22 protein-coding genes are annotated in these 24,122 nt (G+C 33.8%); 14 read left to right on the top strand and 8 right to left on the bottom strand.

Annotated elements, in window-relative coordinates:
* Window positions 1–91: 91 nt before the first annotated feature.
* Window positions 92–253 (top strand): hypothetical protein, encoded by a 162-nt coding sequence (locus IC221_RS04665; RefSeq protein ID WP_188167848.1) that lies wholly within the window; start codon window positions 92–94, stop codon window positions 251–253.
* A 116-nt stretch (window positions 254–369) separates the two neighbouring features.
* On the opposite strand, the gene nrtS is transcribed toward IC221_RS04665, so the two are convergent.
* Window positions 370–654, bottom strand: coding sequence for a nitrate/nitrite transporter NrtS (gene nrtS, locus IC221_RS04660; protein ID WP_188167847.1), 285 nt, complete (start codon window positions 652–654; stop codon window positions 370–372).
* A 79-nt stretch (window positions 655–733) separates the two neighbouring features.
* Between nrtS and IC221_RS04655 the strand changes: the two genes are divergently transcribed.
* On the top strand, window positions 734–1,288 hold the full coding sequence (locus IC221_RS04655) for an RNA 2'-phosphotransferase (protein WP_188167846.1): 555 nt from the start codon (window positions 734–736) through the stop codon (window positions 1,286–1,288).
* A 242-nt stretch (window positions 1,289–1,530) separates the two neighbouring features.
* Here IC221_RS04655 and IC221_RS04650 read toward each other — a convergent pair whose 3' ends face one another.
* On the bottom strand, window positions 1,531–4,110 hold the full coding sequence (locus IC221_RS04650; RefSeq protein ID WP_188167845.1) for a glycoside hydrolase family 3 C-terminal domain-containing protein: 2,580 nt from the start codon (window positions 4,108–4,110) through the stop codon (window positions 1,531–1,533).
* 887 nt (window positions 4,111–4,997) lie between these two features.
* Here IC221_RS04650 and IC221_RS04645 point away from each other — a divergent pair.
* On the top strand, window positions 4,998–5,477 hold the full coding sequence (locus IC221_RS04645) for a hypothetical protein (RefSeq protein ID WP_188167844.1): 480 nt from the start codon (window positions 4,998–5,000) through the stop codon (window positions 5,475–5,477).
* Window positions 5,478–5,620: 143 nt separating this feature from the next.
* Here the strand turns inward: IC221_RS04645 and IC221_RS04640 are convergent, their stop codons facing one another.
* From IC221_RS04640 to IC221_RS04630, 3 genes are all read right to left on the bottom strand, one after another.
* The gene (locus IC221_RS04640; RefSeq protein ID WP_188167843.1) at window positions 5,621–7,639 is read right to left on the bottom strand and encodes an IPT/TIG domain-containing protein; all 2,019 of its coding nucleotides are present in this window, start codon (window positions 7,637–7,639) and stop codon (window positions 5,621–5,623) included.
* Between the two features lie 412 nt (window positions 7,640–8,051).
* Complete coding sequence (locus tag IC221_RS04635; RefSeq protein ID WP_188167842.1) at window positions 8,052–8,738, bottom strand: hypothetical protein; 687 nt, start codon at window positions 8,736–8,738, stop codon at window positions 8,052–8,054.
* Between the two features lie 202 nt (window positions 8,739–8,940).
* Window positions 8,941–9,081 carry a hypothetical protein gene (locus IC221_RS04630; RefSeq protein ID WP_188167841.1) on the bottom strand — a complete coding sequence of 47 codons (141 nt, stop codon included), beginning with the start codon at window positions 9,079–9,081 and terminating at the stop codon, window positions 8,941–8,943.
* 295 nt (window positions 9,082–9,376) lie between these two features.
* On the opposite strand from IC221_RS04630, the gene IC221_RS04625 reads away from it, so the two are divergent.
* The 4 genes from IC221_RS04625 (at window position 9,377) to IC221_RS04610 (ending at window position 13,000) form a co-directional block, all read left to right on the top strand.
* Window positions 9,377–10,777 (top strand): hypothetical protein, encoded by a 1,401-nt coding sequence (locus IC221_RS04625; protein WP_188167840.1) that lies wholly within the window; start codon window positions 9,377–9,379, stop codon window positions 10,775–10,777.
* Between the two features lie 157 nt (window positions 10,778–10,934).
* Window positions 10,935–11,414, top strand: coding sequence for a GtrA family protein (locus IC221_RS04620; protein WP_188167839.1), 480 nt, complete (start codon window positions 10,935–10,937; stop codon window positions 11,412–11,414).
* 246 nt (window positions 11,415–11,660) lie between these two features.
* Entirely contained in the window at window positions 11,661–11,921 is a 261-nt protein-coding gene (locus IC221_RS04615; protein WP_188167838.1) for a hypothetical protein, read from the top strand.
* Window positions 11,922–12,013: 92 nt separating this feature from the next.
* The gene (locus IC221_RS04610) at window positions 12,014–13,000 is read left to right on the top strand and encodes a GNAT family N-acetyltransferase (RefSeq protein WP_188167837.1); all 987 of its coding nucleotides are present in this window, start codon (window positions 12,014–12,016) and stop codon (window positions 12,998–13,000) included.
* Here IC221_RS04610 and IC221_RS04605 read toward each other — a convergent pair.
* Window positions 12,986–14,179, bottom strand: a complete 1,194-nt coding sequence (locus IC221_RS04605) for a multidrug effflux MFS transporter (RefSeq protein ID WP_188167836.1) — start codon at window positions 14,177–14,179, stop codon at window positions 12,986–12,988. The genes IC221_RS04610 and IC221_RS04605 overlap by 15 nt on opposite strands.
* A gap of 454 nt (window positions 14,180–14,633) precedes the next feature.
* Here IC221_RS04605 and IC221_RS04600 point away from each other — a divergent pair, with 454 nt between their 5' ends.
* The 5 genes from IC221_RS04600 (at window position 14,634) to IC221_RS04580 (ending at window position 19,726) form a co-directional block, all read left to right on the top strand.
* Window positions 14,634–15,032 carry a hypothetical protein gene (locus IC221_RS04600; protein WP_188167835.1) on the top strand — a complete coding sequence of 133 codons (399 nt, stop codon included), beginning with the start codon at window positions 14,634–14,636 and terminating at the stop codon, window positions 15,030–15,032.
* A gap of 374 nt (window positions 15,033–15,406) precedes the next feature.
* Window positions 15,407–16,099, top strand: coding sequence for a DUF2490 domain-containing protein (locus IC221_RS04595; protein WP_188167834.1), 693 nt, complete (start codon window positions 15,407–15,409; stop codon window positions 16,097–16,099).
* 136 nt (window positions 16,100–16,235) lie between these two features.
* Window positions 16,236–16,391 (top strand): hypothetical protein, encoded by a 156-nt coding sequence (locus IC221_RS04590; protein WP_188167833.1) that lies wholly within the window; start codon window positions 16,236–16,238, stop codon window positions 16,389–16,391.
* 255 nt (window positions 16,392–16,646) lie between these two features.
* Window positions 16,647–18,017, top strand: coding sequence for a family 43 glycosylhydrolase (locus IC221_RS04585; protein ID WP_188167832.1), 1,371 nt, complete (start codon window positions 16,647–16,649; stop codon window positions 18,015–18,017).
* A gap of 68 nt (window positions 18,018–18,085) precedes the next feature.
* On the top strand, window positions 18,086–19,726 hold the full coding sequence (locus IC221_RS04580) for a glycoside hydrolase family protein (RefSeq protein WP_188167831.1): 1,641 nt from the start codon (window positions 18,086–18,088) through the stop codon (window positions 19,724–19,726).
* 177 nt (window positions 19,727–19,903) lie between these two features.
* Here the strand turns inward: IC221_RS04580 and IC221_RS04575 are convergent, their stop codons facing one another.
* Window positions 19,904–20,824 (bottom strand): DUF5996 family protein, encoded by a 921-nt coding sequence (locus tag IC221_RS04575; RefSeq protein ID WP_188167830.1) that lies wholly within the window; start codon window positions 20,822–20,824, stop codon window positions 19,904–19,906.
* Between the two features lie 223 nt (window positions 20,825–21,047).
* Here IC221_RS04575 and IC221_RS04570 point away from each other — a divergent pair, with 223 nt between their 5' ends.
* Window positions 21,048–21,482 (top strand): DUF1801 domain-containing protein, encoded by a 435-nt coding sequence (locus tag IC221_RS04570; protein WP_188167829.1) that lies wholly within the window; start codon window positions 21,048–21,050, stop codon window positions 21,480–21,482.
* A 63-nt stretch (window positions 21,483–21,545) separates the two neighbouring features.
* Window positions 21,546–21,821 (top strand): DUF3781 domain-containing protein, encoded by a 276-nt coding sequence (locus tag IC221_RS04565; protein WP_188167828.1) that lies wholly within the window; start codon window positions 21,546–21,548, stop codon window positions 21,819–21,821.
* Window positions 21,822–21,910: 89 nt separating this feature from the next.
* Here IC221_RS04565 and IC221_RS04560 read toward each other — a convergent pair whose 3' ends face one another.
* Complete coding sequence (locus IC221_RS04560) at window positions 21,911–23,803, bottom strand: glycoside hydrolase family 36 protein (RefSeq protein WP_188167827.1); 1,893 nt, start codon at window positions 23,801–23,803, stop codon at window positions 21,911–21,913.
* Window positions 23,804–24,122: the final 319 nt, after the last annotated feature.

The following is a 24,122-nucleotide window of genomic DNA, read 5'->3' as shown; positions in this document are numbered from 1 at the left end:
AGTACTTTTGGAACTATATTCATTACATTAGTGTCGATAGAAATGAAGTGAAACTAATTTTTTGAATCTAAGAATTAAAAATATATAATTCATGAGAGAAAGAAAACCAAGTAAACCAGCATTAGAACTAAAGCACGAAAACGGAAAAGTGTTTGTTTATGAAAATGAGCAATGCATCAAGTCTTTTAATAATGAATTAATGGCTTTAGGTTTTATCAATAGATTGAAATTTGAAAAAATGGCCTTGAAATAAACAGGGCAAAGACATAGCATTTCAGATTTCCGGTTCTTCCCCATCACATATTCATCTGATTTATTCTAAAGACAGACTATTTTGATAAAGCTCGTTTATAACAGCATTTCACACACCTACTTCTCTGCTTTCTCAATCTTGGGTTGATTAGCAATAATCACCCTTACCGAAGAGTAGGTAGATACTGCATAAGGAACTAAGTAAGTCGTCAAAATTTGAATCACTTGCCGATTGCTCAACGTATTATCAATAATATCAGCTCCATGGTTTATAAACGCCAGTAGGGTACCTACAAGTAGAGACAGTTTCAACGCTGTATATACCACCTGTTTTGAAAGTATTATTTTAAAAATCATCTTTACTTTTTTACGATTCAATTGAAGTAATTCTTCAAAGACCAAATTGTTTTGTATTTTTCCAATAAAAAATGGTTTTAATCTCTCACATCAATTAAAAAAGAACTAATTCAACTCCAATAAAATGTTTACAGACGAAAAAAAATTAAAAAGAACCAGTAAATTTCTCAGCCTTGTTTTGAGGCATAAACCACAAACTATTGCTATTACATTAGATGAAAATGGATGGACAGACGTAGAGGTTCTTATGAAGCAACTTGATGCTTTTCAACATCCCATCACCTTTCAAGAATTAGAATTTTTAGTAAAGAACAATAACAAAAAAAGGTTTGCCTTCAATGAGGATAAAACTAAGATCCGAGCAAATCAAGGACATTCTGTAAATGTAGATTTAAACCTTCAACCTATTACACCTCCAAGCATTCTCTACCACGGGACCGCTGAGAAATTTTTGAACAGCATCAAAGAGAAAGGCCTCATCAAGAAAAATCGACATCATGTGCATTTGAGTGCCGATATTGAAACAGCACGTAGTGTAGGGCAACGCCATGGAAAGTTGATCATTTTTGAAGTCAATACTCAAGAAATGATGGAAAGGGGAGTTTTGTTTTTTAAGAGTGAAAATAATGTATGGTTAACTGATACCGTTCCCTTTCACTTTTTGAAGCAAATCGATTAAACTTAACGCTTTTCCCTTCAATGTCGAAGGAAGGACAACTGACGCAAATGTTAAGTGATAACATCATTCGTGTTCTAAAAATCATCAAAAATCTCTTGATTTCTAACAACCATAAATATTCAAAAACTTAGTTAACGAAGTATTAGCCTTTATCTCACTACAATTATTCCCAATAAAAAAACTGCTATGCTTTAATTTCTACAATTAAAACATAGCAGTAATTAAAAGTAAACTCCTCACTACTATTTAACCACTTTAGCAGGGTAAATCAAGTACGGTTTGTTTCCTTTTGGAGGAATTATTTTGATGGATTTAATCTTAACATTTCCTTGTTGAGGAATGGCATTTAAAGTCACTTCTTTACCATATTCTGGAGGAATAGGAATTTTAATTGAAAAAGATGAATTCACTCCTTTTGACTTTTTAAGCTTATAGGTACCAATAGGATTGGATAACATCTGTAATTCAATATTTGCAACTTCACTCACCAACTCATAGTTTACTTCGGCATCCCAAGTATTCACATAAAAACCTGGGTCATTAAATACGGTTTTGAAAACAATACCGCTTGCCTTCTTACTTTTTGAACCTTTCGCATACAAGAATGAAGTATCTTCATATAAATCATCCCATTTCTTGAAACGATTAGGATCAGAAGACACATAATAAGCACTTTTCTGTCCTACTTTTCGAGGTTTGATAACACCGCCTTCCACAAAGACAGTTTTCTTCTGTACAATATTATCACTTGCATTACCTACCATAATTTCAAACTTTCCTGCCTCTACCATATACTCATTTTGCGTAGTATCATAATAAGAGAAGGCTTCATAAGGCACTATAATATTGATATTAGTAGATTTTCCTTTTTCTAATGTCACTTTTTTGAATCCTTTCAAAGCTTTTTGAGCTGTCTTCTGAGTAGATTTCAAATCACGAATGTATACTTGAACAACCTCTTTCCCTTCTTGACCACCTGTATTTTCAACATCAACACTCACTGTTAGTCTACCATCAACCGAAAGTTTTTTATGATTCAATTTCATATTTTTGATTTCGAAATCAGTGTAACTTAGGCCATACCCAAACGGATATAAAGGTTCTCCTTTGTAATACATATATGTTCTACCCGATTGAATTGAATAATCATGAAAATCAGGAAGATCTTTATCGGACGTATACCAAGTTGAATTCAGTTTACCACTTGGGTTTACATCTCCAAATAATACATTGGCTAAAGCTGTACCTTGTTCTTGACCGTTAGGCCATGCACAAACAATCCCAGAAAGGTTTTCCTGTTCCCACTCAATAGCGGTTGGTCCACTTGGCACTAATACCAAAATCACATTATCGTTCACTTCTTTTACTGCTTGGATCAATTCGTGTTGTTTGCCAGGTAACTTCAAGGATTTTCTATCTACATTTTCAGTTGAAGTCGCTTCATCATTACCTACGATCAAGATCACTTTGTCAGAAGTTTTAGCCACAGCCACTGCTTCTTTAATTTTTTCCTTATCTGACTTGTCGCCCGTAACACTACAACCTTCAGCATAAGCTACCTCAGACCCTAAGTATTTTTGAATGCCGTCTAAAGGGGATACTTTACTTTTAGGGTGACCCGAATAAATGCCCATCCAACATCTGTTGGCAAAAGGTCCAATTACGGCTAATTTGTCTGAAGACTTTTGAAGAGGTAAAGCGTTATCATTTTTCAAAAGTACAATCGCTTCTTCTGCTGCCCTTAAAGCAATTTTCTTATGGTCCTCACATTCTAATACGGAAGAAGGAATCTTTGAATAAGGGTTTAAAGCTGGGTCATCAAAATCACCCGTCATAAATCTCAATCGCAACAATCTCCCTACCGAAACATCAAGGTCAGCTTCAGTCATCAACCCTTCTTTGATTGCATCGTCCAAAGCGTAAACCATTGGAGCCAATTTGGTTTTATTTCTATAACACTCTTGGTCGACACCTGCTTTGATGGCCATAGCTGCAGCTTCGGCTTGAGATTTAGCATAATGCATTCTTGTCTCTATCCCTTCAACCGCAGTCCAATCCGCAATTACATAACCTTCAAAACCCCACTCTTCACGTAATACACCATTGACCAACCAATTGTGTGCTGAACAAGGTATACCATTTAAACCGTTTAATGCCGTCATAATACCAGTAGCTTCTTCATCTACGATACATGTTTTGTAAGCAGGGAAATAATATTCATATAATTCTTTTCTATTGATATTTGAATGAATTTTCTCTCTGTACTTGTCCACATTATTTGCAACGTAATGCTTTACCGTAGTCACTGTTTTCACATAATTAGGATCGTTACCCTGCATACCTCTTACATACATTCTTGCCATTTCTGACATTAAATAAGGGTCTTCACTGTAACACTCACCATTACGCCCCCAACGAGGATCTCTTGCCATATTTACGGTAGGTGAAAACATCATCACCTCTTTTTTTCCTGCATTTTTTAAGGCTCTCGCTTCATTAGAAATGGCTGTAGCCACATCGTACATCAAGTCGGGGTTCCAAGTACTTCCCATTGCGATATTCTGAGGGAACTGCGTACAATTCCAAGCAATAATACCATGTAATGCTTCTCCATACCATTCAAAAGCTGGAATTCCCAAACGTTCCATTTCAGGAATCTTAGAACCACAATAACTAATTTTTTCTTCCAATGTCATTTTTGACAAAAGGTCCTGCACTCTATCTTCCACTTTAGCATTTGGGTTTTTCCATGTCTGTGCTTTAAGCGGTAGTGTTGCTACCAAAAATAGAAGTAAATAAAAAAATCTGCTGTATGTTTTCATTTCATCATAGATTTATCGTAAAACTTGCAACAAACCTATAGGCTAGTATTGAGGAAGCCGAAAATAGCCGATGGACAAAAGTAGGACATGTACTTTTACCACCTGTATATCCTATAATTCTCAGAATAGAGGGGGTATAAATTTAATCTTCAGGAAAAAATTAATGTAATTCAACTCACTACTCCAAAAGAAAAATAAAGCGGAATCTTACTGCTATTCCCTAATTGAAATTTATCAATCAAAAGAAAAATAATTTCAATTTAAACATTTAACCCTTCGTGTTTTTCATCCAATTTTGTATAAAAAAGCCTTGATTCCATTAGATAAAACTGTAACTAAATTCAACTTTTTCTCAGATAATAAAAATTAACGTTCACTACATGATCTCTGAGTACAATTTAAAAACAGTATAATACTATTTGATTTTTCGGTTTGATAACCTTCATCATAAAACACGGATTTTAAGGAATTTAAACCGGTTGCAATGGTGTTTATATCAAAAAAATATATAACTTTGACCATTATCAACCTTAATAACCTACACCGACATGAGAACATCGTTAGCTATTAGCGAGAGTACCCTAAAGTGGGGCTCTAAGAATCTGTTTGACTCAAAGAAGGAGTCAGAAACAACACAAGAAAAAGATAATAAAAGTAAACGTCCTATTTCTAAAAAGAAATAAAAAACACTTACATTATTTTACTATCGCAACCTAAAACAACTTATTACTTAACAAAAGAGAGACACTCGTCTCTCTTTTTTTGTTTTTTATCGTTTTCAGTAAGCCTATTTTACCTTATGGACCTTGAACAGTGTTGTTGGTCGAAATAATAATGACTTTAAATAAACTTTAATGACATTTGTTAAGTGATCAACAAAGAAAATCATGAGAACGTTTTACTTACTTATTCTTACCCTTCTTTTTGTTTCGTGTATTGATGTTCATCAAGCGCCAAACATACAAGGTACTTGGGAACTGATATCAGCCACTACTATTAAAGAAGATACGGTAATAGAACAAGATTTAACTGGAAAAAGAATGATAAAGATAATTAATCAAGATCATTTTGCTTTCCTAAATCATGATGATCAAAAAGGCACAAAAGATTCATTGGCACATTTTGTAGCAGGTGGAGGAGCGTATACTTTAAGTGGAAATCAGTACAAGGAACAATTAGAATATTGTAACTACAGAGCTTGGGAAGGCAATGATTTCACTTTTAAAATCAAAGTGTTAAAAGATACGCTTATTCAGGAAGGAAAGGAAGAGATAAAGGAACTTAATGTCAGCCATACAATCATTGAAAAATATGTGAGGGTAAGAAATAACCGAACGGCTAATGTTTATGCCCTCCCATTAATGTAAAAACAAAATAAGAGCATATTCAAAGTAGAAAAATAGATTATAGATTCATATTTCATTTCATTACACTATTAATTAAAAATTAGCGGTAGACAATGTTGGAAACCATCTCTTTATAAAGAGATGGTTTTTTGTTGTTTTTGATATTATGGAATATACTCAAATAGATCATTACCACTCTTGCCTCCAGAGTTAGTAATAACTCCTCCACCGATATACGCCTTACCATTTATCGAAAAAGAGAAGTGTCCCCCCCTTTCTAACGGCCCAATACTATTCTCTTTAGTCCATCTGTCTGAAGAGGGATCATATTTCCAACAATCTCTTGTATAACTTCCTCCCACTTTTGAACCTCCAGTAACGTAACCATAACCATTCATTACGAAAGCACTTGTATATTTTCGAGCATCATTGAAATCCGCTACTCTTAACCATAAATCAAGTGTAGGGTCATATTTCCAAAAGTCTACCATACCTGTATTTGAAGCACCATTTCCTACGTATGCTATACCATTGATAGTAAATGCTGTGGTCTCAGTTCTAGTAAAATAATTCTGATATCTAAAATCTTCTATCCTAGTCCAAGTTTTTTCTGTGGGAGAATATTTGTAAAAATCTCCATATTTTACCGTGCTATAAGGTTCAAAATCAGCACCCATTCCAATATAGATATCACCGTTAATAGAAAAATGGGTCGCATAATCTCTTCTTCCACCAGGGTAAGTTGCTAATTCAGTCCAAAGTGAAGTTGAGGGATCATACTCCCAAAACCTGTTTTCTTTCTTTGCTGAATAACAATAAAGTTTATTACCATTTGAGGTCAATACACCACTCCATTTTAATGAAAATGGAATCTTAGATTTCTCCCAGGTATAATCTGAAGGATTAAATTTCCATAAGAAAAATTCTTCTGAACTACTGTCCCTAGAACGTGCAATTACATAGGCCTCATCATTAATCACAGCAGCATTGTTGATTGACCTATAATATGAAAATGGTAAACTATCTGACACCATCACCCATTTATCTTGAATATTTAAATCTAAGTTGTATTCTGTAATCATATCCAACACTTGAACTCGAACTTTGGCTTTTTTTCTTGGGAAAGGCCCCAGTGGCATTCTAGTGTTAATAGATGATACATCTCCATTAGAAACTACTGTTTCTACTTCTTCAATTGTGATTTTATTTTTTCTATAATCTGGGTGAAAATGTTCTCCTTTAATTGTGATGCTTTGGTTAGCATATACATTTTGAGGAACTGATAAAATTGTCGGTGCTTTAATTTGATACTTTTTATCAAAAGTTACTTCCTGTAATTGACTGTTTACCCTTATTGAATCTGAGCTAGTTGCTATATCTAATGGAACAACGACTTTGATTGTTTTTCTATCTGCATAAGTGATTTCACCCATAACATTTCCAAAGTAAACTTTGTTGCTAATTACTTCATCGTCAAAATGATTTCCAGTGATGGTTAAGGTTTCACCAATAACGCAATTTAATGGAGAAATGCTTGTTAATTCAGGCTTGTAAAGTGAAAAAAGAAGAGCATTACTTTCTCTATTTCCGATCTTAATAACCACATTATTCGTCGCACTCTCTAAAGCAGAGGGAACTACACATTGTACTACAGAGTCTTCAGTATTAATCACTCTTGCTCTAATCTCATTAAAATATACATAAGTCAGTCCTGTTCTATCTTTTAAGTATTGACCTGTAATTGTCAATGTATCCTCTCTATATCCTAACTCTGAAGAAAGAGACTCAATAACAGGAGCTGCATTTTTATTGGCGATAAAACTTTTTGTATCTCCGTAAAAAATTGCCTCAGAAGATTGTACAAACACCCTAAAAAAATAGGTGTCACCTTCTTTTAAACCATTTGGAACATAACAGCTAACTTTATGATCTGTATTCACTTCTGTAAACACCGTTTCACTGTTAGTAAAAAACTCCTCTGTACTGTATTCCACTCCAACTTTGGAGATTTCAGTTGCATAGGGTTCATAATTTCCAGAAAGATTCACTCCTCCACTCGAATTGAATGAAGCATCATTTGTAATAACTTCAGGATCAGAAGGTATAAGTTCATTCTCATTTTCGTTCTGACAAGAAAATAAGAGTACAAAAAATAAAAAAAAGACAGAATAGTTTTTAATCATTGTTGCTATAAGTAATTGTAGTTAACTAAAAAAATTCTTTACATTTTAATAGCCGATTTGCTTGAATTTTGTAAAGCTTACCAAAAATATAGATCAGACACACAAATTACAAAGACGTTACTTGTAAATCGAAAAAAAGATTTACTCCACTGTAACTATGTTCTCGAATATTATTATTAAAAAAATCAGGAGTTTTTTGATGATTTGATGAACACGATTGCCTCCTTCGCTTAACATTTGTGCCAATAAGCTTTTTACTCAATTCATTTGGTCGTGCTTCCCCGGCCTTGACTATTTACTTCGTATTTGTGATTAGACAAAGATAAAGAATAAGGAAGCTTAAATGTAGACCAAAAAGTCTTGTAGAAAGGTTGATTAAAAGTTGACAACTACTTGATTTACAGTGTATTTATTAATCATTAAAAACAAAAAAGCCTAACCCCATAGGATCTCTTAATATGACATTATCTACAATTCCGTCCTTATTAAAATGCGTTATCTCTTCAGTAATCGTTATATTCTGGGATCTTATTTTCTCAATTACTTCTTCGTTTTTCTTTCCATTAAAGTAAGTCAGTGAAGGATTGAAAAATTGATGTGGGCAATTTAGAGCTTGCATGATACTCAAAATAAAACCATCTCTACTGATCATGGTAAGCCATCCTCTCTCAACACTTCCCATTTGTAATTCAAAACCAAGTTCAGTCCAGAACTGCATTGAATGATCTAAATTTAAACTTTCAAGACTTAAACCAGCATAGTTACCAAGTATAGAGGTAGGCGTTGAATTCAAAAGAAACTCTTTTCCTCTTCCTCTATAGATATAAACCCAAACCCCACAAGGTGAAGAGAGTATGTACCCATCTCCGTTTTCTAAAACATCAAATTCATTTTGTACCGTTTCTATTTGCTCTACCAATGTATCAGAATAGATGACTATCCCTTTTCTCATAAACTGCTTGTTGGTAAGACTTATTTGTATTACGCCATCGTTTGCGATCAATAAATCTTCATAGTCATGGATCTGAAAATTTAGTTTTTCATAAAACAATTTTGTTTGTTCTAATGAAGTGAATGTAGTTTGGATTAATGTCTTCATATACCAAAAATAAAAGAATCTTTGAAAAATAGGACAAACATGTACTAGATATTCAAAGATTGATTTTAAATGTTGTGGGGATAGATATATAATTTTTGTTGTTCAAGCATGATTCAGTATTTGAATAATACTAAAAAAGCTCTCCCCAATTTCGTTATTTGGAAAGAGCTTTTCGTTTTCAATTCATTAACTTTGCTATTATCTATAAAGTAATGTATGAGTAGACACCTGATACAATTACACCTAAGATAAGTGATAGGTAAGCTGTATCAATAACGTCTCTGAACGTTAAACTAGACAATTTGTTATTTTCTTTAATTTGCTGATTTTTAATTTGTTTCATGATAATAATTTTTTTTGAGATCACATTATAAGTCACGCTTAATTATAAAGACGTTATAAGTCTGTAATAAGTTTGTAACTAGACTTATAATTAATGTTAATAGACTGATTTTCAATAATTTAAGTAAACAAAAATTCACCTTACAACGAAGAGAGTAATAAAAAATCCATTTCAAGTGCCACATGTCTACGAATAGCACAAATATAAGATTGTTTATTCACTATCTACAAAAAAATTGATTAATAATTTACACTATGTTAATTTAATAATATTAATCATTCAGAAGTCATCAATAATGAAAAAGTACTATTTCTTATTATTATTCTTCATGTTGTCTGCTTGTAATCAAGAACCTGTTTTTCAATTCCCAGAAATCACTATTGAACCTAATTTCAAGATACAAGAAGTAGATGCTTTTTACAGAGAAATAACCTTCGTAAATCTTACTGATACGGTCAATACCCCTGAAGAAGTTAGACTAATATGGCAGTGGGGAGATGGTAAAACCCTTAAAAACCCTAAAACAGATACACTTTCTCATACCTATCCCAAAGGTGATTCTACGTTTTATATTTCGCTACAGCTTTTTAGAAAACAAAATAATGAGCTGATTTCCGAAATGATAGATAGTGTAAGGTTTAGCGACTTCCCCATTGCAGAACCTTACACGGTCAATATGAATGATATACAAACGTCAACTTGGGAAACTACAATTTCATGGGTCAATGAAAGTGAAAATACGGCCATAAAAAAAACATACCTGACGCTTGCTCTCGATGAAAATTTCGCTCAAGTCGTGGATATTAAGAAGGGGCACTTATTAACGGCACAGCCAAAAGAGAGGGTGACTATTGGAAATATTGATGCCTATCAATTTAATAACCTACATTCCGAAACGACGTATTATGGTCAACTTGAATTTGAAAAAGAAAAGGGACTTTCGACTATCAGAACATTTCACTTCACTACCTCATCAATTCATCCTCCACAATTAGAGATAAATACTTCACACGAAAATGGTTACCTCTATCTGATCAATGGTAAAAGAAATACAACGTTAAGCTCATCACAAAACAACTCGAATTTAATATTACAAGCCAGTCAAGATCTTCATTTGGTGTATCAGGAAGGGGATACTTCTGTTTACAGTAAACCTTTTTATCAAGATATTTCCTTCCAAAGCTACGAAGAGACCAAAAATAGAAGCACGAATGAAAGCAGTGATACGGTGGAAGTACATTATGTCTCAAACCATAAAAATATGTATTACACAAAAAGTAATAACCTTTTCCCTTCAGAAGATACTTCCATTGGTGCTCAAGTTTACCGATATCAAAACAACTACAGGTTATTCTTAGGAGACAATACTTCTTCTGCCACATTTGACAGCAATGGAATCCATATTAATCTGGGACCTGAAATGCCACAAGCAGAAAGCTATTATTACCTTAACTCAAACAATACAAAGCTAAGAACAGTAAGTTTAGAACATGAAATTGGTTTGATTGGGAATGTTGGTGTCCAAGCCTACAGATTATATATATACAATATAGAAAATGATACCATCTATGCGGGTATTGATAATCTTGTTCAAGACAACACAATGAAATTTCGATTGATGTTTAAAGATCCAAGCATTGATCAGAACTTTGAAGCGCATATTGATCATTTATTATTTCATACTACTCCCCAATAAAGAAGTACAAAAGCAACTCCATTTATAGGAGAGATTGCTAACGTAACTTTTTCACCCTTAATACATTTGCCTAATATTCATGAACAAGCAAGAATGAATTGTACATAATATTGTATTTCTGTGATATATTTGTCTTCTGCCGAGACAAAAAACAAATATGAAAAACACGATTATACAATTTATAGATTTTTTCCACAGACCATTTGAAAAGTTTATTCCGATCAAAACGTTTAGATATGCTGCAATAGGTGGTGGAAATATGGTATTAGACTTAGTATTGTATTTTCTAATTTTTCATTACGTTCTTTTTGAAAAAAATATAGATTTTGGGTTGTTTATAATGAGCTCACATATAGCGGCTCTATTTATGGTTTACCCTATCACGCTAACTTCCGGTTTTTTATTACAGAAATATGTGACTTTCCAAGACTCTAACCTTGGAGGATGGGTCCAATTTTTTAGGTATTTCCAGGTAAGTATCGGCTCCATTTTTATCAATTATATTTTAATGAAGGTCTTTGTAGATATTCTTCATTTTTATCCAACTCCGTCAAAACTGCTTACCACAATTGTTGCAGTCATTTTTTCGTATATCTCCCAGCATTTCTACACTTTCAAAGTCAAAAAAAGTGAGTAAATAATCATCCGAAATAGAAAACTTACATTCCGATTATTGAAGAGATTGTATCACGAATACTCTATCAAAATAAGAGAGGATCATCATTTGAATGTATGATTAAAAATAACGAATGAATTCATAAAAAAAGGTACACAATTCCCATTTTATTAGTAATTATCTAATATTTAAGCCATATTGATAATCTATTTAAAATCAACATATTAAATAAATGTTTAACCTTTAAACTATACTCATTTTATTCTCATGGAAGTTTTATTTAACTCAAAAAGTTATAACCTAAGATTTGATCACACTACTGATCTCAACTCAAACCGTCAATACATCGCCTCAACCAACGGTGATATTCTCTCTAGGTTATCTCTCTTTAAATACGACGTTGGCGAACCACTACCAGAAGGAGGTAGAATCTCACATATCATCTCATTTGACGAGATGGGCCAGCTGGTACAATTAGAACTTGATAAACTTCCTAAAAGGCGTCGAAAGAAAAAAGAAGATGAATAGGCATTAATCATCTGATAGATATAGCAAGGCACAGTACTTTTATTTGGAATTTAAATGTACTGTGTTTTTTTTGTGTCAAAATTGAAGAAAATTTGAAAGTAGAATTAATTAAAAGAAACAAACTTGACACAGACCTTTGGGATGAATGTATCAACACATCACCTCAATCACTTCTGTTTGCACATTCATGGTATTTGGATATCGTTGCTCCTGATTGGTGGGGTGTAGTTGTACAAGAACATAATAAATATGTATGGGTAATGCCTTTTCCTGTATATCAAAAAGCTCATCGTTTGTTTATCAAAATGCCTTTATTCACTCCAGAATTGGGTTATTTTTCTACTTTAGAGCAACCTGAACGATTCTTAAAAGAGGCGATAACGCTTATTCAAAATCACATTCCGTATTGTATTGAATATATTGGTAATTCAAACGGAGAATATCCAGATTTTCATTCTGGAGAGGATTTAAGCATTCATTTATCTGAAGGGTATGATACCATTTTCTCCTCTTTTTCTAAGTCAAAAAAGAAGAATATCAGACAGTCCATCAAACGAAATCAGGAAGTACAACTAGACCAAAATATTGATGGTTTTTTACAGCTTTTTAATCAATTTACTTTACCCAAAATAGGGGTTACAGATAACCGAGAAATCAATGCTTTTTTAAGGAAAATACTTCCTGCATTAGTGAAGAGAAAAAAGGTAAGAATCTACTCAATTTATGATCAAAAGAATCAAATTGAAGCCTCTTCCATTTTTATCCATCACCACTCTAGATGGCAATATTTTCTAAACACCGCAGACCCCAAAAAGAAGAAGCAACATGGACGATTATTGATATTCAATCAGTTTCTCCAAGAAGAAAAATTGAATACAAATCCCTTACATTTAGGAACCTATATCAAAATGCCTAGCTCTACAGCTCAGTATGAACATGAAGTAAGAAGACATTTTGAGCAACTGACACAAAAAAAAGTTGATGTACCTTATATAAAATGGAATAATCTTCCATGGTACATCAACCTTCCTCATCAAATCAAAAGATTTATTTTTAAAAATGTATTACGCAGAAACTAGTGTATTTTGTGCTTTTTTCTTCAATGACATGTAAGTAAAAATACCAAGTGCTGAACAAGTGATCATTACTCCTAATATTGGATATAACGTACCGTTATTCAATAAACTCGCAATTGCTCCGGCTACTGCACCAATAATAATACCTACTACCCTCATCTGAGAGTTCGCTATTCCTGCATAATGCTTTTCAAATTTTTCCAATGCTACAGATGTCGCATTACCAGAGATAAGACCTAAAGTGGAAACATGTAAGGTTATAAATGGCACAGTGTTATAGAGTGTAGGCGTAAATACAGATACAATAATTAGTAATACAATTAAAGATGTAAAATGTATTGTTAACCCTACATTCATCAATGGTTTAGGGCCATGTTTCTTGACCAAAACTGAGTTAATCTTATTCATAATGATCAGAGAAAAACCATTTACGCCAAAGAGTATCGCAAACTGTTGTTCTCCTAAACCAAAGTATTCTTGAAAGATAAAAGGTGCAGAAGTAAGATAAGTATACAACGCCCCTGAAGGAATAGCCATTGCGGCCATATACGCCAATGCAGGCACATTTTGATATACCTTTTTGATCCCTTGAAAGAAATTATGGGATTGACGCTGGGGTTGAATTTTCTCTTCTAGGTTCAAATTTAAGAAGATGAGAACGGTCAAGCCATACACTGCAATAAAGATAAAAATAGCCTTCCATGAAGCTATTGACAATAAAAGTGCTCCTATGGACGGAGCAATCAAAGGTGCCCCCATCGCAATCATAGCGACCATAGACATTACACTTGCTGCTTCCTTTCCCTGAAAATTATCTCTTACAATTGCGGCTACCGAAACCCCTACGAAACCTGCCCCTATGGCCTGAACAAATCGCATTAAGTAAAAAACTTCGAGCTGATTGACCGTCACCAATATCAAACTAGCTAGCATGGACACGCCCAGTCCTCTACTCACCACCCACTTTCTTCCTTTTAAATCAGAAATATAACCACCATAAAGTTGGCCTATTCCAAAACCAAAAAAGAATAATGATGTATTAATTTCCACTTGGGAAAAAGTGACTCCAAAATCATTGGCGATTCGACCAAATGCAGGAAGACAAGTGTCTATATTAAATGGACCAATCATAGAGAGCGATCCTAATAATGAGATGAGTGTAAAGTGTTTGTTATTTTTCATGAAATGAGCTTTTGTGTGCAATTACGGAGCATTTGCTTTATAATCAAAACTTCATAACCAGTTGTTCAAGTTCGTTCGGATAAATTCACAGGCCTATCAATATGTTACAGGATTTGTTGAACCGCGATCAGATGAACATATTTAAGGAAGAAAAAATTCATAAATAATTGATATTTAACAAATTAAATAAAAATTGTTCAATTTGTAGTTTTAGGAGATATTATGTGAATCTCCGAACTTATAGTTTTTGTGTAACACCTCCATCTAAGGTAAAATAATGAAGATTATATTCGTTTAGACAACAATCTTCAATTTCTAAAAAACAAAGTGTAGAATTGTATTTTATAAAGAATCTATTTGAGGAAAATTTGATTATTCTGAGACATCTATGTAAACTACAGTGTTTTGAACTACCTTTAAATTAATTAAACGTCATACTATTTCCCAATGGACTATGAATTATAATATTTCAACAAACGCTTACTTAGTGAGACTAACATTAGAAGGTACACCTAAAATTGATTCTTTAATAATCGCTCTTAAAGAATGTGCTAGTTTTCTCAGGCAAAATCACTCCAGCTTACTTTTTGTTGATGGCTCTCAGCTCGATTTTCCTTTTGACATCACTGATAAGTACACCACAATTGCTCGCTTAAGTGAGTTAGGTTTCTCTAGGCAAATCCAATTTGTCATTGTGACCTCAGCTTCACATTTTGAAAGAAATACCCTAGAGACAATGGGTTACAACAGAGGATGGAGTATCAACACTTTTAAAAAGTTGCATGAAGCGAAAGACTGGATTGATGCTTATATCGATATCCAAAATGTAGAAAGACAAATGAAAGTATGCTAAAACCAAAATGAGAATTAATTTGTTAGAATATAAACTAATATCAATTTAAGATTACTTATAACAAATTCCTTCACATCAAATAATGCTACCAAACTTTAAAGAATAACTTGTTGTTGTTTCAACCTAAAAGCATTATAAATACTTTCCCCATTTAAATTTCACAGTTACCAGTATCCTAAATAATAAATAATCATCTAAATTTAGTGGTTACACAAACTTAATTTAGCTCTTTCACCATTTAAAAGTAAATTTCAAAATTCGCTCTTATTGTCATGATTATGATTAATTAACGGAGTTAATCAATTGAATAAGATGTATATCAAAATTTAATCACTAATTTTGTTTTATATCAATCATTATTTCAAAAACCTAACATGACAAAAACTATATGCCACCTAATTATAGGCTTCGTTATTGTTGTCATTACTACAAATAAATCATTTGCTCAAGATGATATTTTATGGCTGCATTATTTTAATCGCTATAAACTGTCATACAAGTTTTCTATTGATTCTGATGTAGGTTACCGTTTTTACTTTCCTGAAGGTGAAAGATGGCAAGCAAGAAGTGGTTTAAGATATGACATAAATGATAATTTTTATGTCAGAGGAGGTGTCATGTTTGTTGCGGGCGATGCCGCCAGAGAGGAGTTCCGTCCTTATCAAGACTTTGTGTTCAATTCAAGGCTAAGTATTTTCACTTTTACTCAACGTGTACGTTTTGAAGAACAAATCTTCTTTGATGGTACAGATACGCGGTTTAGGTTAAGATATAATCCTTCGGTCAAGTTTTCTACTTTCTTTGGATATTGTACTTTGGGTGCTGAACCCTTCTTTGTTTTGAATGATCCCAAATCTAGAGTAGCTTCTAACAGATTATACATTGGACTGACAAGGAAAGCGTATAAAAATGTTTTTGTTACCCTACAATATATCAATGAAAGAAGTTATACTAAAGCTGAATCCTCATTTATCAATGAATCAAATATGATAAGGGTAAAAGTATCACACACTATCAAACCTTTAAGAACTGGACCTCTGTTTGGTCGCAAGAAAATAAGCACCTAAACCAATTCATTAACAGTGATTTAAGAATCAATTTTATTTTCTGTAAATAGATTCTAATACTAAAAACATAGTGAAGACATTGGCGTACTATAGAGTGTATTTCAATTTATTCTAAAACACTTTAATGCTTATTGCTATGGACGATTTCTTAACATTCGATTTAGACGACGATTTATTATTAGAAAATGATGAAACTTCTTTTGATGAACTAGAAGATATAGAGGGTTCGGATTGGGAAGATCAAATCAATTCGCTAGAAAAATTTGATTTAGATATTGATGACGAGATTTAATCCATCTCATAAAATATCTCTTAAGGAAGGTTGTTACATCATAATGTGACAACCTTTTTGTTTACTTTTGAAATTTGACAGTCTACTGCAATTCCTTTCTTAGATGATGAACTCATACAGAGGGTAAATATTTCTTATTTAAAGGGTGATTTATTGTAGGACGAAATACGTGAAAATTACTTTCTTTTTATTGTAGTAACATTTAGTAATATCCTATTTGAAATGAAATGACACTTTAAAAATAGAATATTAAAAATGGTAAACAAGTACGTATTGAAATGCATCTATTGCATCCTTTTTTTCACCTCCTTTTCATGTATCAAACAGCAACATAAAACCGTTACAAAAGAACCTGTAAGTATCAATAGTATAGCTCCCGATAGAGGTTTGGCTGATCCGCATGTCATCATTGTCAATGATACTTTGTATACCATGTGCGGTCATGATAAAAGTTGGGATACCTATGGTGCTTGTGTGATGGACAGATGGGAACTTTGGTCTACCACAAATTTGATGGACTGGGAACATCATTTAAATATCCTACCAACTCAAACCTATATTGGAGATCATGATAATTGTTTTGCAGGAGATGTAGCTACAAAAGACGGTAAGTTTTATTGGTATTTCTCTAATAGAACGTACAGCACTGGTGTAATGGTGGCACCGTCCATGAAAGGACCTTGGAAAGACGCATTGGGCAAACCACTTCTTCCAAAAGGGCTCACAAAAACGAAATCTTATGATCCTGAAGTTTTTGAAGATCATGGAAAGCATTATATCATCTTTGGAGCAGGGCAATATTACATCGCTACATTGGGAGATGATATGATTTCTTTGGCGGACAAGCCTCAAAAGTTAAGCATCATGTTAGACAATGGAAAACGAAAGCCTACGGGTGACAAGCCTACTATTTTCAAAAGAAATGAATGGTATTACCTTTTCTGGGGTAATCAATACGGAATGTCAAAAACTCTGCATGGACCTTATTCCTATAAAGGGGAATATCTAGACGGTGGTCACGGAAGTGCTTTTGAATGGGAAGGACAATGGTATAGCATTCAAGAAAATCATGAAACAAATGCTTTCTACAGAGGGGTACAATTAAGACCACTTTACTTCAACGAAGATGGAACCGTGAAAATTCCTGAAGTCAACCTTGAATATCCACTACCAGGCCGAGTTTATAATTTTGCGTATTCCACACAAGGTTGGCAAGCAAAACAGGGTACAAATTTTAATTACAATAAAAAGGAGGCTACCTTATTTGGTAAAACTACTGAAAAAGGAGCGATCATCACCTCAACTCCTTATTTGCATAGTCCAATTTACCTTTGCAAACAGGTACGTCTAAAATTGAAGAAACACACACCAACACAACAAATGAAATTGGCTTTGTATAGCTATGAAAACCCTAAACGTTATACAAAAAATAATCCTCATAATGTAGACTGGTCTCAGGAAGAATGGCTCACCATCAATACATCAAATACAACCGACTGGCAAGAAATTATTATTCCTTTATCTGACTTTAAAAAGCATCAAAAATACTTGCATCAGATTGCACTTCAACCTGCTGCTGAAAGTAAAAATACACCTTGGGAAGTCAAGAGTATTATTGTAGAATAATTTTAAAAATATCAGTTCACCTCTAAAGGTGGGCTGATAAATATTACTATACTTAACAACATATATGTATGACTACTACTAACTTATCAGTACTACTATTCTTCTGCTTTATAATTACTAGTACTTCCTTCTGCCAAGATGTTGAAAGAAAATTACCAGACGGATGGGAAAATATTGTCTATGGTGGACGATTTATGGATCGTTTTGCCCCATTACCGAAAATTGAAGAAAAAACATCTGAAACTTGGGGAGCACAAGGAGTTAAACCTCGCTATATAAAAAACGGAATCGAAGATCCTACTTGGTCCTATTGGGGCGGAAATATCCGACTCCTAGAAGATAATAAATACCATCTTTTTGTTTGCCGATGGGCCGAAAATGCAGTCAAAGGGCATAAGGAATGGCAACGTTCAAATGTGGTACATGCAGTGGCTGACCATCGATTTGGCCCGTATAGTGTCGTCAATGAAGTGGGAAAAGGGCACAACCCTGAATGGTTTATCACCAAAGAAGGAAAATTTGTCATTTATGTAATCAAAGGGTTTTACATTGCTGATTCAGTAAATGGTCCATGGAAATATCATAACATCGATTTTGATCCTAGAGACCGAGCAGTAATTGAAAGACTCTCCAATCTTTCTTTTGCAAAAAGAGAAGATGGCTCAATGCTTATGGTCTGCCGAGGTGGTGGTATTTGGGTTAGTAAAAATGGTGTATCCACATGGTATCAAGTAAGTAACAGAAGTGTCTACCCCAAGGTAGAAGGGCGTTTTGAAGATCCCGTGGTTTGGAAGGACCACGTACAGTATCATCTTATTGTCAATGATTGGTTAGGAAGAATTGCCTGGTTCTTACGTTCTAAAGATGGCGTTCATTGGACAGTGGACGATGGACAAGCCTATCAACCGGGTATCGCTTTTTATAATGATGAAACGAAAGAAAATTGGTATAAATTTGAGAGAATGAAGGTGCTTCAAGATGAATACGGAAGGGCTATTCAAGCTAACTTTGCAGTAATCGACACCCTTAAAAAACAAGACTTAGGCAATGATAATCATAGCTCGAAAAATATCAGTATTCCGCTCAAAGTAGGACGCTTGATAACAATTCAAAATGAAAAAAGAATCGATGTAAAAACGAAGAAAATTATCCTTGAGATAAAAGCAGAAGAAGGTTTTAATCCTAACACTGATCTTGATTTATCCTCTTTACGTTTGGGAGCATCAGAAGAAGTCAACTATGGTAGAGGAGCAAAAGCTATTAAAATTCAAGCCAAAGGAAATAATGCAATCATCACTTTTGATGGAAAAGGAAACGGTATCACTAATGAGCATTTTGCCGCAAAACTACTAGGGAAATACAAAAATGGAAAGCTGCTCTTTGGGTATTCTCGTTTGCCTAAAGTTGCATATCAAGAAGCTCTTCTTTCCACTTTAAAACCTAAAATTATAAATGAGCATGAAGTTGAGATTGAAGTGCAGAATTTTGGTCAAGTCAATTCAAATAAAAGTAATATCAAAATAGAAACAGTAAGATATAACAAAACAATAAAATTGGGGAAAACTATCATTCCTCCATTAAAACCTTTCGAAAAGGTTAATATCAAAATCAATACAAAAGAGCCAATTTCAAGGGATAGTAAAAATAACTTCATCGTAACAATAGATGATGATCAAAAAACTGTTTTTGGTAATCTGAATACTTTATAAAATAAGTATTTAGCATAAAACGATTACATAAACCTTAAGGGAAAAGCTCTATTCCAATTCTTTCACCAAAGTGATTTTTATTGCAAATTTAATGGCGTCATTAGAGCTTTTCCCTTTCTAGGTCGTATCTATCTAAAAAATAGATCATTAATTGGCACAAATAATCTGTTCTATTTTTTATTTTCTTTCCAAATTATCTCGATCCCATTTTGATGTCTCTGCTGCTGCCTCATAAGTAGATTGCAGAAAATCTAGTAGCATTTGTTCGGGATTATCAGACTGTTGAACATCTCCATACTTCAAGAAAAACTCTCCCATTTCTTCACTGTAAAATGCTTGTTTTGGTGCTACTTTTTGGTTTCCAAACTCAGGAGAACTCGGGTAGGCATAAGCATAAAATGAAGGTACTGGAAAGTCTTTTGAACCTAACCAAAAACCAGCACTACTCACTTCTTTTGAATAAGCTTCTTGCATTACCTCTAATGGCATATTAGGCATTCCACCTTGATGTAAGGGAGCATCTTTTCCTGAAAAACGAGTAACGGCTAAATCAAACGCTCCCCAAAACAGATGAACGGGACTGCACTTGCCTATATATTGACTTCGGAACTTTTGGAAGGTACAATTGGCTTGCATTAATGCTTTCCAAATGGTATTGGCAGCCACTGGATCGTAAGTTTTATTCGTTGTATTTTCCTTGAAAGGAATTGCTGGTTCCATTTCATTTGGACTACCGTGAATTGTTACTTCTACTCCAAGTTTTGTGAGTTTCTCAAACAATAAGTCATGAAACTTTGCAACCGTCATGGATTGTAATGGAATAATTTCAGGTGCTTTTTGCGATGCAGTTATGATCAAATTATGATTTTCAAAATCAAAATCAATCTGAAAAAAACTCCCATTGAATGGAATCCCTTGAGTTGTAATACCATTTGGAGAAACGTATAAAGTCACATGCCATGAATGGTTCTGCCAAGGCATGGTTTTCAAACGGATTTTACCAACAATTTGAATCCATTGGTGTAGCGTAGCTAGTGTTTCTTCAATTTCTTGAAAATCGAGTACAGGCCATTGAGAATTAGTGCTTTTTGGGGTCATTGTTTTTGAAAAATTATTATTATCAATACCTTGAGTAAGGTATTAAGTCAAAAATAGATCATCGTTAATTCTTATTGATTTTTGGTGAGTGCAACATTATAAAACGTATGAATAGTCGATCTATTTAGCGTTTTTGAAGGAGGTCACCGCAAAGAATAAGTAATAAATAATTTTGTCTTAATACTTACCTACTAAGATAAAAATAATGAACGAATAAATAATCATGTCTGATCTTTCATTCCAACTCGACTCTAACCCTGAAGTCCTTCACATTTTCGAAAATTATCCTGATGCTGTTAAGCCTCAGATGTACCAATTAAGAACATTGGTTTTAGAAACCGTCCAAGAAATAGAAAGTATAGACACCTTGGAGGAAACACTAAAATGGGGAGAACCAAGCTATATCACAAAACATGGAAGTACATTACGTATGGATTGGAAAGCTAAAAAACCTCATCAATATGCACTTTATTTTCAATGTTCAAGCAGATTGGTTGAGACCTTCCAATCTGTATTTGGGAGTACTTTTCAATATGAAGGTAAAAGGGCCATCGTTTTTGATCTAGAACAAAAAATCCCTGTTCCTGAAATAAAAGCTTGCATCAAAGCAACTTTACAATACCATAAAGTAAAGGATTTGGTCACTCTTGGTATATAAAAAGGAATTTATAATTATGGGACAATGGAAATACTCGATTGCTCACTCTGATTCATACTATTAATGGCAAATAGAAAACAACAAATCACTCAAAATATCTGTTACACTGAACTAGTGTATGGGCGAATCAATAAAAAACTTTCAACAGATTTTGATCGCCAAGAAATTGAGTCTTTTCTTCTTGAAGTATTACAAGAAACCGATGAAAATGATTATTTAAAAAAGGGTAAGAATTTCTATATAAGTAATGTAAAACACAATGTTAGAATCACTATTAACTCCTATACATTTAGGGTAATTACTGTAGATCGACTCGATAAACTGAAGGTTTGTTTATAAAAATGCCCTAGCACTCACAACGAGTACCAGGGCAAAAATCCAATATCACAAATTATTCAATCTGTTTCTTTATCACCTGAGGAAACACACTATTTCCCTAATTGATTGTCCACCTTTGTTGCCATTAATAATTTAGCAGCATGTGGAGCAAGTTGTTTCACAGTGTACTTTCCTTCAAACTCTCCGATTTCTTTATCTGTCCAGAAATCAGTTAATTTAGCTCCTTTGATCAATTCTACATCCATATCAATTGGCTCTTCCGTCCAGTTGAATACATAGTAGTACTGTGTATCACCAAGATCAGTTACACCCACTTCTAATTTAGAGTTTTTAAACTTGGCTCCTTTACCTGTAGGTTTTAATAATTTCTTTAAGATTTTGAAATCCTCATCGGTCATTAATTCCGCTTTATCACTACCTAATGAGAAACCACCTACGGCATGGATAGATGTTAAGTGGAAGAACCACTCATCTTTTGTAATTTCTTTTGGATTACCACCAAATGGGCTGTCTGCTGTTTGTACGATACAATCAGGATCTGCATCCCAAACCTTTTCGTTTTGCCAGCAACGGCTTAAGTTTTGGATCGCTAATTTTCTAAAATTAGACCACTTTCTGTTGATATCAGCAGATGTACGCTGAGCAGTTACCAAACCTAATGAAGGCCAGATAGGAGCGTTACATCCTAAAACTACAGATTGGTCATCACATCCTTTTAAGATCGCTTCCATACCTCTTCTGTAGGCCTCAATACGCGTCGCTGATTTGTCGTAGAATGCTCCGTCTTGGATAGCACCCCAGTAGTTAGCATCTAATTTAAAGTAGTTTACCCCCCATTCTTCACGCATCGTTTTGATCACATGTGTTAAATGTGCTTGTACTTCAGGGTGTGTACCGTCTAAACAATACCAAGGTCCTTCTCTCCAACCACCAAATGTAACAGTGCTTGAGTTCAATGGTTTACCATCTTTCCCTTTTACGAACCACTCTGGATGCTCTTTGAATACTCTTGATTCCTTTTGTGCAATAAATGGAGCTACCCAAATAGCAGGTTTGAAACCTTTTGCAGCAATACCGTCGATTGTTTTTCTCACATCACCGTAAGCGGGATTTGGATCTAACCAATCACCCATATACGGTTGGTAACCATCGTCTAATTGGATGTACTCCATTTCAGGAACTTTCTTTGCGAAGATATCCAGGTTTTTCATCATGATTTCATCCGTAATATCCTCTTTGTAGCAATACCATGAACACCATCCAATAGGCATTGTTTCACTCTTCATTGCAGGATGATTCTTTACAATCTCATCCGACATCTCATCGTATAAATCACCTTGGTTTTCACCGTCAATAAAGATAAAGTCTTCTAGGTTCCAGCTTTCGCCTGGCGCCAATGCTAATCCTTCAGCATCAACAGCGATCAACATTTGATTTTGGTCATAAGCTATACGGCCAATGAATTTCTTACAAGAAGTAAAACCTAACATAAAGTTTTCTTCCTCATCTACATTGATGTTCAATAGACCATAAACCGTAGGAATATCTCTCAATTCCTTCATTCTATAGTGGTCTTTATCAGTGTTAGATCCTCTATTTTCGTGTTTCGCTAACGTACCTCCATTTTGGTGCAACATTTGAAAACCTTCACCATACACTGGAGAATCAGGGTTAATACCATGCTGCTCTAATGCGAAAATGATAACTTCTTTAGGGTTAATTACTTTGTCACTTGTATTGGTTAAAACCGTTTTACAAATGTTGCCTTCCCACTTTCTTGATAATTTGTAGTCACTTGACGGAATCACATTACCGTCTTTATCATCCAGTACCGAAGGAGATTTTTCTAATCTCTCTCTAAACAATTTGGCTTTTGCTGAGTTGTTATTCGCAAACTTTTGGTCTCCCTCTAGTTTTGTATTACCACAACCCCATACTAAAAAAATAGTAATAGCTGATAATAAAAAATTTTTCAACTTCATAAGTATACTTTTAATTATTGCTTGTTATTATGATAAAAAAATCAGAAAGTCTTATGACTTGAAACAGGAATGATGTTCTCATATCACCCTTAATAAATAGTGTCCCTTTCAATTTCATTTCATCATTATTGTTTCTTCGAAAATCAAAAATCGATTCTCTATGATCACTTTCACATGTTGATCTTTTTACTGAAGGCAATTTCGTGCAAAAAAGAATTCTATATCTTTCAAAAATTTACACTTTTATAAAAAACATATCTGATAACGATCTTTCTTTTGCGTTTTTATATCATTCAAATAATTAATAAAAGGATTTCGA

The organism is Flammeovirga sp. EKP202, from assembly GCF_014534745.1.
Classification (GTDB): Bacteria; Bacteroidota; Bacteroidia; order Cytophagales; family Flammeovirgaceae; genus Flammeovirga.
Note: the sequence above shows the minus strand (reverse complement) of the source record. Positions and strands in the feature narration are given on the sequence as shown.

What these genes read in the sequence shown, in the direction of transcription:
- IC221_RS04645 (WP_188167844.1), top strand. Translation starts at nt 4,998, where the DNA reads ATGAGAACGTTTTACTTACTTATTCTTACCCTTCTTTTTGTTTCGTGT.
- IC221_RS04655 (WP_188167846.1), top strand. Translation starts at nt 734, where the DNA reads ATGTTTACAGACGAAAAAAAATTAAAAAGAACCAGTAAATTTCTCAGC.
- IC221_RS04635 (WP_188167842.1), bottom strand. Translation starts at nt 8,738, where the DNA reads ATGAAGACATTAATCCAAACTACATTCACTTCATTAGAACAAACAAAA.
- IC221_RS04585 (WP_188167832.1), top strand. Translation starts at nt 16,647, where the DNA reads ATGGTAAACAAGTACGTATTGAAATGCATCTATTGCATCCTTTTTTTC.
- IC221_RS04600 (WP_188167835.1), top strand. Translation starts at nt 14,634, where the DNA reads ATGAATTATAATATTTCAACAAACGCTTACTTAGTGAGACTAACATTA.
- IC221_RS04665 (WP_188167848.1), top strand. Translation starts at nt 92, where the DNA reads ATGAGAGAAAGAAAACCAAGTAAACCAGCATTAGAACTAAAGCACGAA.
- IC221_RS04570 (WP_188167829.1), top strand. Translation starts at nt 21,048, where the DNA reads ATGTCTGATCTTTCATTCCAACTCGACTCTAACCCTGAAGTCCTTCAC.
- IC221_RS04630 (WP_188167841.1), bottom strand. Translation starts at nt 9,081, where the DNA reads ATGAAACAAATTAAAAATCAGCAAATTAAAGAAAATAACAAATTGTCT.
- IC221_RS04620 (WP_188167839.1), top strand. Translation starts at nt 10,935, where the DNA reads ATGAAAAACACGATTATACAATTTATAGATTTTTTCCACAGACCATTT.
- IC221_RS04595 (WP_188167834.1), top strand. Translation starts at nt 15,407, where the DNA reads ATGACAAAAACTATATGCCACCTAATTATAGGCTTCGTTATTGTTGTC.
- IC221_RS04560 (WP_188167827.1), bottom strand. Translation starts at nt 23,803, where the DNA reads ATGAAGTTGAAAAATTTTTTATTATCAGCTATTACTATTTTTTTAGTA.
- IC221_RS04575 (WP_188167830.1), bottom strand. Translation starts at nt 20,824, where the DNA reads ATGACCCCAAAAAGCACTAATTCTCAATGGCCTGTACTCGATTTTCAA.
- IC221_RS04615 (WP_188167838.1), top strand. Translation starts at nt 11,661, where the DNA reads ATGGAAGTTTTATTTAACTCAAAAAGTTATAACCTAAGATTTGATCAC.
- IC221_RS04590 (WP_188167833.1), top strand. Translation starts at nt 16,236, where the DNA reads ATGGACGATTTCTTAACATTCGATTTAGACGACGATTTATTATTAGAA.
- IC221_RS04640 (WP_188167843.1), bottom strand. Translation starts at nt 7,639, where the DNA reads ATGATTAAAAACTATTCTGTCTTTTTTTTATTTTTTGTACTCTTATTT.
- IC221_RS04605 (WP_188167836.1), bottom strand. Translation starts at nt 14,179, where the DNA reads ATGAAAAATAACAAACACTTTACACTCATCTCATTATTAGGATCGCTC.
- IC221_RS04565 (WP_188167828.1), top strand. Translation starts at nt 21,546, where the DNA reads ATGGCAAATAGAAAACAACAAATCACTCAAAATATCTGTTACACTGAA.
- IC221_RS04625 (WP_188167840.1), top strand. Translation starts at nt 9,377, where the DNA reads ATGAAAAAGTACTATTTCTTATTATTATTCTTCATGTTGTCTGCTTGT.
- IC221_RS04580 (WP_188167831.1), top strand. Translation starts at nt 18,086, where the DNA reads ATGACTACTACTAACTTATCAGTACTACTATTCTTCTGCTTTATAATT.
- IC221_RS04650 (WP_188167845.1), bottom strand. Translation starts at nt 4,110, where the DNA reads ATGAAAACATACAGCAGATTTTTTTATTTACTTCTATTTTTGGTAGCA.